Raw genomic sequence first — 7,192 nt, 5'->3', positions numbered from 1 at the left:
GAAGGCGCGGCCCAGCCCTCCGGCGGCTCCGGTGACCAGCACGGTCCGGGTGCCGGGCCCCTGGTCGGGGTTCGGGAAGCCTTGGCCGGCCGTGGCGTCGGGGGGAGGCTGTGTCATCGTCACGCTTTCATGTTCGGTGTGCCGGGCCGGGACCCGCTGGGGGTGCGGGCTTTTCCCGGCCCGGCACTTGGTGTGCTTGAGTCGGCTGCAGTGCTGCCGGAAACTCAGGTGTGGCTGTGTGCTCCCGGCCCGGCGACGGCCGGTTCGGCGGCTTCCTCAACGTCCAGGATCTGCACGGTGCCCTTGGTCCCGTCCACCCGCAGCCGCTGGCCGGTCTTGATGGTGGTGGAGGCCGAGCCGGTGCCGGTCACCGCCGGCAGTCCGTACTCGCGACAGACAATCGCGGCGTGGCTCATCATGCCGCCGATGTCCGTAACGGTGGCCTTGATCTTGCCGAAGATCGGCCCCCAGCTCGGCGCGGTCACGGTGGCCACCAGGATTTCATCCTGCTGCACTTCGGAGAGCTGGTCGGAGTCGTGGACCACCCGCGCGTACCCCTCGACGACGCCGGGGGACGCAGCCATGCCGCGCAGTCCGCCGCCTTCCACCTCTTCGCCCTCGCCCAGCCACTGCTGGACCTGTTCGGTGGTGATGCCCCAGAGCATCCGGGTGAAGGGTTCGGTGATCGAGGCCGGCGGGGTGTTGAGTGCCGGTGCCGGCCGCGCGGTCTTCAGCGCGTCCACGATCTTGCGGCGGCGCTCGATTTCCTCCGGCCAGTAGGTGGGGCCGATCGGTTCGGCGCCCACGCCCCAGCCGGTGACCAGGTCGAAGAGCGCGTCGCGGACCTCGTTGCGGTTCAGGTAGAGCAGGTCGTCCGGTTCGGTCCAGAAGCCCTCGGCGTGCAGCATCCGCGAAAGCTCGCGGATTTTGCGCCAGAAGACGCCCATGGTCCAGTGCTCGATGTAGAAGTTGTGGTTTTCCACGTACGGGTAGGCGGTGGCGGCCAGCTGGCGCTTGGCGTCGAACGCGGCCAGGGTCTCGCCGTCGAGCAGTTCGCGGTATTCCTCCACGATCCGTTCCTTCTCCGCCACCAGCTCCTCGACCGGGCGCATGATGTGCTGGCCTTCGTCCAGCCGGCGGATGTAGTCAGCGATGTAGCCCAGCGGGATTTCCTGGTGTTCGTTCCAGTACTTGTCGTGCCCATAAAAGCCGTTGCCCACGGTGAAGTTGAACCACGGGTCCTTGGCTTCCTCATAGCGGGCGATCCAGCGGTCGCCGCCCTCGGAGGCGCGGATCGCGGCCAAGGTGGCATCGACGTCGTCCGTGTTGCCGAAGGCGGACTGCAGGCCCAGCTCCACGGCCAGCTTGGCGAGGTGCTTGAGCTCATCGTCCGGGCGGAAGAGTTCCATGTCCACGCCCTGCACCATGGTGGCGATCGACTGGTCGGGGATGTTCGGGAAGACTTCCTTGCAGAAGTTGAAGAAGTCCAGGTAGGCGATGTAGCCCAGGTTCAGGAACTCGAAGTGGTACTGCCAGTTCTGGTAGGCCAGCTGGATCAGCCGGTCGTAGTTCTCCAGCAGCACCTCGGAGCCGTCCTTGGCCTTGCCCGTGGTGATGTCTTCCATCGGGACCATGTCCGGCAGCTTTTTGAACGAGATGGTTTCCATTTCGTCGATAGTGCCGCGGACCTTCACGTGCCACTGCTTGAGCAGTTCCTCCCAGTTTTGGAAGTAGTGGCCCACGCGCTGCTCGAAATGCGGGACCCGGGCGGCGATCTGGTCCTCCGGCACCGGGATCGGCGACATGTACAGGTAGCCCAGGTGCACCCGGAACTCGATGCCGTTGGCGTTGGGGATCATCAGGTGGCGGGCGTTGTACTGGCCCAGGCACTTGACCGCGAACTCGCCGCCGATGGTCTCGAACGGCTTGTAGACGGTGGGCCAGTGCTGGCTGTCGCAGAACCAGAACTTGGCGTCTTCCTGTTCCTTGAGCTTGTCCTGGAACACCAGGTAATACGGGTAAATCTTCTCCCAGCCCTCGGCGCCGGCGGGCACCGGCAGTTCGGAGGGCTTCGGGAAGGACTTCATAGACATGGCGGTCCTTTCGGTGGCGGCTCTGCATTGAGCCTTCGGTGGGCGGTTCGGTGGAACGGTGGAACCTTGTTGCCTTGCTTCCTTGCGGTGGGGCTGTTGGAGCCTTGCTGCCTTGCGGTGGAACAGGCGGAACAGTTCAGGGCAATGGTCAGGCGGAGGGCTTCAGCAGTGAGGCGGTGATGCTGCCCAGGCTGAAGCCGCCGGTGGCGGTGCCTGCGTTCCCGGCTCCTGCGTTCCCGGCTCCGGCGGGCGCCGCCGTCGCGGGCGCAGCACCCAGGGCCGCGGCGTATCCGCCGCCCCCCGATACCGCGGACGACGCCGCGACCGGCTTCTTGGAGGAGTGCACGGTTTCCGGCCGCGACTGCAGCAGCAGCAGGTTTTCGCCGTCGGGCAGGTCCCTGTCCAGCGCCCACTCGATGTCCTGCGGGCACTTGTAGTGTTTCTCCGCCCGCTTGGCCATCCGCGCCACCGCGAGCAGTTCGTCGTCGGTCAGGCTGCGTCGGGCCCGCCGTTCGGCGTCGACCTCCCGCTCCACCAGGGTGCGCGCGGCTGCGTCGGGGATCAGTTCGGCGTGCTTGTCGCCCAGGTGTTCGGCGACCGGGGCCAGCGTGACCTTGTCCAGCACGATGTTGTCCGGCGTGACCTGCCCCGAGACCACCATTTCGCCGACGCCGTAGGACGCGTCGATGGTGATCTTGGAGCGGTCGCCGTTGGCCGGGTCCAGGGTCATGGCGACGCCGGAGACCCTGGCGTTGACCATCTTCTGCACCACGACGGCCATCGACAGGCCCTGGTCCGGGATGTTGTTTTTCAGCCGGTAGATGATGGCGCGCGAGGTGTAGAGCGATGCCCAGCAGCTGCGGATGTGTTCGCCGACGGCGGCAAAGCCTTCCAGCCAGAGGTAGGTGTCCTGCTGTCCGGCGAAGGAGGCATCCGGCAGGTCCTCGGCGGTGGCGGAGGAACGCACCGCCACCGGGACCGGCGCGTCAAAGCGGGACATCAGGGCGTCATAGGCCTCGACGGTCTGGGCGCGCATGTCGGCCGGTACCGGGCGGGAGCAGATGTCTTCGCGGATGGAGGCGGATACCGCGTCCACCTGGGCGATGTCTTCCGGGTCCAGGCCGGCCAGCAGTTGGTTGATGTGCTCGGTGATCCCGGCTTCCTGCATGAACCGGTCAAACTGGGCGGTGGTGACGACGAATCCCGGGGGCACCGGCATGCCCGCAGAGGTCATGGTGACCAGCGAGGCGCCCTTGCCGCCGAGGTGTTCGAGCCGGGGCTCGATGCCGCCGTCGAAAAACTGGATGAATTCGTTGCTGCGCATGGGCTTAGGCCTCCCAGCTGACGGGGACGGTTTCGGGGACACGGAAGGAGATGTTCTCGCGGAACTCGATGTTCCCGGGGTTCTCCAGCTTCAGGTTCGGTGCCAGCCGCGCCACCTCTTCCAGGGCGATCTTGGCCTGCAGCTTGGCGAGCATGTTGCCCAGGCAGTAGTGGATGCCGAAGCCGAAGGACAGGTGTTCGCGGGCGTTGCCGCGGGAGATGTCGAACTCCTCGCCGTCTTCGAAGCGGGCGGCGTCGCGGTTGGCGGAGCCCATCAGTAGCAGCAATTCGCCGCCCTCCGGGATCTTGACCCCGCCGACTTCGGTGTCCTTGAGCGCCTTCCGGCGCCAGCCGACGATGGATCCGGAGAAGCGCAGCACCTCGTCGATGGCTGCCGGGATCTTTTTGGGCTCCGCCACCAGCTGCTGCCACTGGTCCGGACGCGCCAGCAACACGCGCAGGGAGTTGGCGATCAGGGTGGTCGTGGTCTCGTGTCCCGCAAACAGCAGGGAGTAGAGGATCGAGGCGATTTCGTGGTCGCTGATCTCCGCCCCGTCCTGCTGGGCCTTGACCAGGTCACCGGTCAGGTTGTCGCCGCCTTCCTCGTGGGCGACACGGACCAGGCGCAGGCATTCCTGCCAGTACTCCACCAGGTTGTGGGCGTGCGGGATCTGCTCCTCGTCGCTGAGGTCGCCCCAGGTCATCGCCGCGCGGGAATCGGACCAGCGCTTGAACGTGTCCACCTGGGAGACGTCGGCGCCGATCAGCGTCAGGATCGTGACAGTCGGGACGGTGTAGGCCAGGTCCTTCACGAGTTCACCGCGGCGATCCGGGTTGGCGAGCATGGCTTCCAGTTGGTCCACGACGTTCTGCCGGATGGACGGTTCCAGCGCCTTGTAGCGGCGTGGGGTGAAAGCCTTTTGGGCGACGGCGCGGATCCGGGTGTGCTCCGGCGGGCGGCGGGCGGAAAGACCCGAGTAGGCGGTGAAGCCGCCCTCTTCCATGATCTTGGTGGCCTGCGGGCCGCGCCGGCGCACCGGTGCCTGGGCGTTCTCGCTGGAGAAGGTCTCCCAGTCCTCGAAAACGGCCTTGATGTCGTCGTAGCGGGAAACCACGTAGTAGCCGACGCGCTCGTCGAACATGACGGGCTGTTCGTTCCGCAGCTCGGCGTAGGCCGGGAACGGGTCCTTCATTTGGAACGGCTCGTAGCCGTGGTGTCCTGCGGGGGCCTCGGCACCGTGGCCGAACGGGCAAGCTGCCGTTTCGGTCGAAGATGACATCTGGAACTCCTTGGGGTCTGCTCCCGCCGTCGCCGTTGTCGGTTTCAGCGGGCTGATTAGACTCCAGTGTTGCCCACGTCACTCGCGGGGCCTAAGGGGCTCTTCCACTGAGTGGAAACGAATAGTGCTTAGCATCTCGTGGCATGCGGCGGCGTACGGCCCTTGGGCGCGATGTGACTGGCCAGCAATAAGCCCGGGTGGGCTGTTGGGCCGGGCGCCCAGGCCTTGGGCGCCTCATGGCTGCCCGGCAACGACTCATCAGGCATGCGCCGTAGCGCGTGGTGCGGCGGTCCGGGAATTACCAGGATGTGCGCCGGGCGGTCACGCCTTCCGGGCGATGTGGCTTCCCAGCAAAGACTCCAGCGGGATGTGCGCGGTGGCGCGTTCGATCTGTGCTGAGACACCGCGCAGTGCCGGAAGGTGCCGCGTCATCGTGGCGGCCTGCGACGTCAGCAACACCAACCCCAGCCCGGCTCCGATCCGGCCGGTGTGGAAAACGGGCACGGCGATGGAGCAGGAGCCGAGCCGGACTTCCTCCAGCGTGGTGGCGTAGCCCTGATCGCGAATCTGGACCAGTTCCTCCGCCAGCCGCCCGGGAACGATGTGCGTGTGGGCGGTGGGACGTTCCAGCTGCCGGTTCAGGTAGGCGGTGCGCACCCACTCCTCCTCGTACGCGAGGATGACTTTCCCGACGGCGGTGGCGTGCATCGGCAGCCGGCCACCGACCCGCGAAGCGCGGGGCACGCGCTTGGTGCCGTAGATACGCTCGATGTACAGCACTTCGTGGCCTTCCCGGACCGCCAACTGTGACGTCTCGCCGGTGAGGGAGAACAGGTCCTGCACGAAAGGACGCGCGGCATCGCGCAGTTGCCGGCCGGCATTCTGCGCCAGCTCCCAGAGGCGAATGCCCAGTTGGTAACGGCCGTTGGCGCCGCGGGAGAGGAAGCCCCATTCCGTCAACTCAGCGACGAGCCGGTGCGTGGTGCTCAACGGCAGGCCGGAACCCTCGGAAATCTGGGTCAGGCTCAGCGCGCTGCGGGATTGCTCGAAGGCTTCAAGGATGGCCAGCACGCGGGACGTGACCGTGCGTCCCGGATCTCGGCTACCGCCGGCCATAGCTGCCTCCCATATTCCGCTGAGTTCGGCACCGCCTTCGTTCAGACGAAGCCCGGCACCGCCCTGTCGCCCCGCAAAGTGGGGCACCGTCGTCGTCCGGGCATAGCCGGGCAACCGCCGTCGTCCAAGCAAAGCCCGGCACCGCCGTCGCCCAAGCAAAGCCCGGCACCGCCGTCGTTCAGACGAAGCAGGGCGCCGTCTTCCAGGCAAAGCCGGGCACCGCCGTCGTCCGTGCCGCAGAGCTTCCCAGCCGGTGCCCTCGCGGCACCCGCCCGAAACCGAGTCTAGCCGTCGGCCAGCAGCGCCCGGCGCTGCGGCCACAACGTTACCGATTCCAGCGCAGACAGCGCGCGCGCCATGGCCTTGGCCTCCTCGGTGAAGAGATGGCCCAGGACGCGCTGGCTGCAGAGCCGAAGCGCCTGGCCGCGGTCCAGCCCGAACCACTCCATCACGGTGTCGACGCCGTGCGGGCTGAGCCGCCACGTTTTGTCTGCATCCTTGACGATGGCGTCCTCAATCGAGAGGGCCTCCTTGCGCGAGTCGTGCCCGTCGATGATCTCCAGGATGCGCGGAATGAGCGCCGGATCATGGTTAACCTCTTCGAGGATCCCGGCCGCCAATCGGGCGCCTTCCTTCTCGTGCAGCAAGACGAGGTCGGGCCGGCCGCCGCCGGGGGCGATCGCTGCGAGGACCTGGTCCGGGGGCACCTGCGACCAGCCGATGTCGTGCAGCATGATGGCCGGAAGGACGACGCCGGCGTCGGCCTCCGGGTGGGCGGCCAGCAGGGCCTGGGCCAGGCCATAGGCGTAGAGCGTGTGGGCATCATTGTCGCGGACGGCCAGCAACGGAGCCGCTTGCTGCCAGATCCGATCCAAGTGCGCAGCCAGGTGCACCACGCCGTCCGGCTGGGCCTCGATGGCGGCGGCGACGTCGTGGCCGAACAGGTTGGCGGCAGGCAGCAGCTTCGTCATGCCCACAGCATGACGAGCAATCGCGGGGCGGGCAACCAGGTGGTTCCGCTGGACGGAAGGTGGGCGGGCGGGTGGATGGGGCGCGCGGGCGGCCTAAGCGGTGTGGACGGCTCGCTTGCCGGGCGGCTTGCGGGCGGAAGGCTAGGGCGGGCCACTTGCGCGCTGCTTGGACGGGTCGCAGACGGGCGGGTTTGCGCCGTAACTTCCCACGTTTAGCCGCATGCTTAAGCATCCTGCCTAGTCAGACGTGGGTGGGTTGGCCAAGACATGGGAAGTTTTGGCTAAACATGGGCAGATGTGCGCTGCCAAGCCGCCGCGGATAGGCATCCTGCGCACCCTGACACCGCGAGGCCGCTAGTTAGGCCGCGAGGCCGCGCGCGGCCTCCGGTCAGGCCGCGAGCCCGCGCGC

Annotated in this window: 5 protein-coding genes; all 5 read right to left on the bottom strand. The window is 67.2% G+C overall.

What is annotated here, in order from left to right; translation table 11 throughout:
* Positions 1-224: 224 nt before the first annotated feature.
* The 5 genes from AC5RUJ_RS08150 to AC5RUJ_RS08130 all read right to left on the bottom strand — a co-directional run bounded on the left by AC5RUJ_RS08150 (position 225) and on the right by AC5RUJ_RS08130 (position 6,783).
* Positions 225-2,093, bottom strand: coding sequence for a PEP-utilizing enzyme (locus AC5RUJ_RS08150; protein WP_494074242.1), 1,869 nt, complete (start codon positions 2,091-2,093; stop codon positions 225-227).
* A gap of 148 nt (positions 2,094-2,241) precedes the next feature.
* Entirely contained in the window at positions 2,242-3,417 is a 1,176-nt protein-coding gene (locus AC5RUJ_RS08145; protein WP_494128103.1) for a PEP/pyruvate-binding domain-containing protein, read from the bottom strand.
* 4 nt (positions 3,418-3,421) lie between these two features.
* Positions 3,422-4,696, bottom strand: coding sequence for a cytochrome P450 (locus tag AC5RUJ_RS08140; protein ID WP_494074244.1), 1,275 nt, complete (start codon positions 4,694-4,696; stop codon positions 3,422-3,424).
* 321 nt (positions 4,697-5,017) lie between these two features.
* Positions 5,018-5,812 carry an IclR family transcriptional regulator gene (locus AC5RUJ_RS08135; RefSeq protein ID WP_494002246.1) on the bottom strand — a complete coding sequence of 265 codons (795 nt, stop codon included), beginning with the start codon at positions 5,810-5,812 and terminating at the stop codon, positions 5,018-5,020.
* Between the two features lie 284 nt (positions 5,813-6,096).
* The gene (locus AC5RUJ_RS08130) at positions 6,097-6,783 is read right to left on the bottom strand and encodes an HD domain-containing protein (RefSeq protein WP_494128102.1); all 687 of its coding nucleotides are present in this window, start codon (positions 6,781-6,783) and stop codon (positions 6,097-6,099) included.
* Positions 6,784-7,192: the final 409 nt, after the last annotated feature.

The organism is Arthrobacter sp. Y3223164 (genome assembly GCF_059091005.1).
Note: the sequence above shows the minus strand (reverse complement) of the source record. Positions and strands in the feature narration are given on the sequence as shown.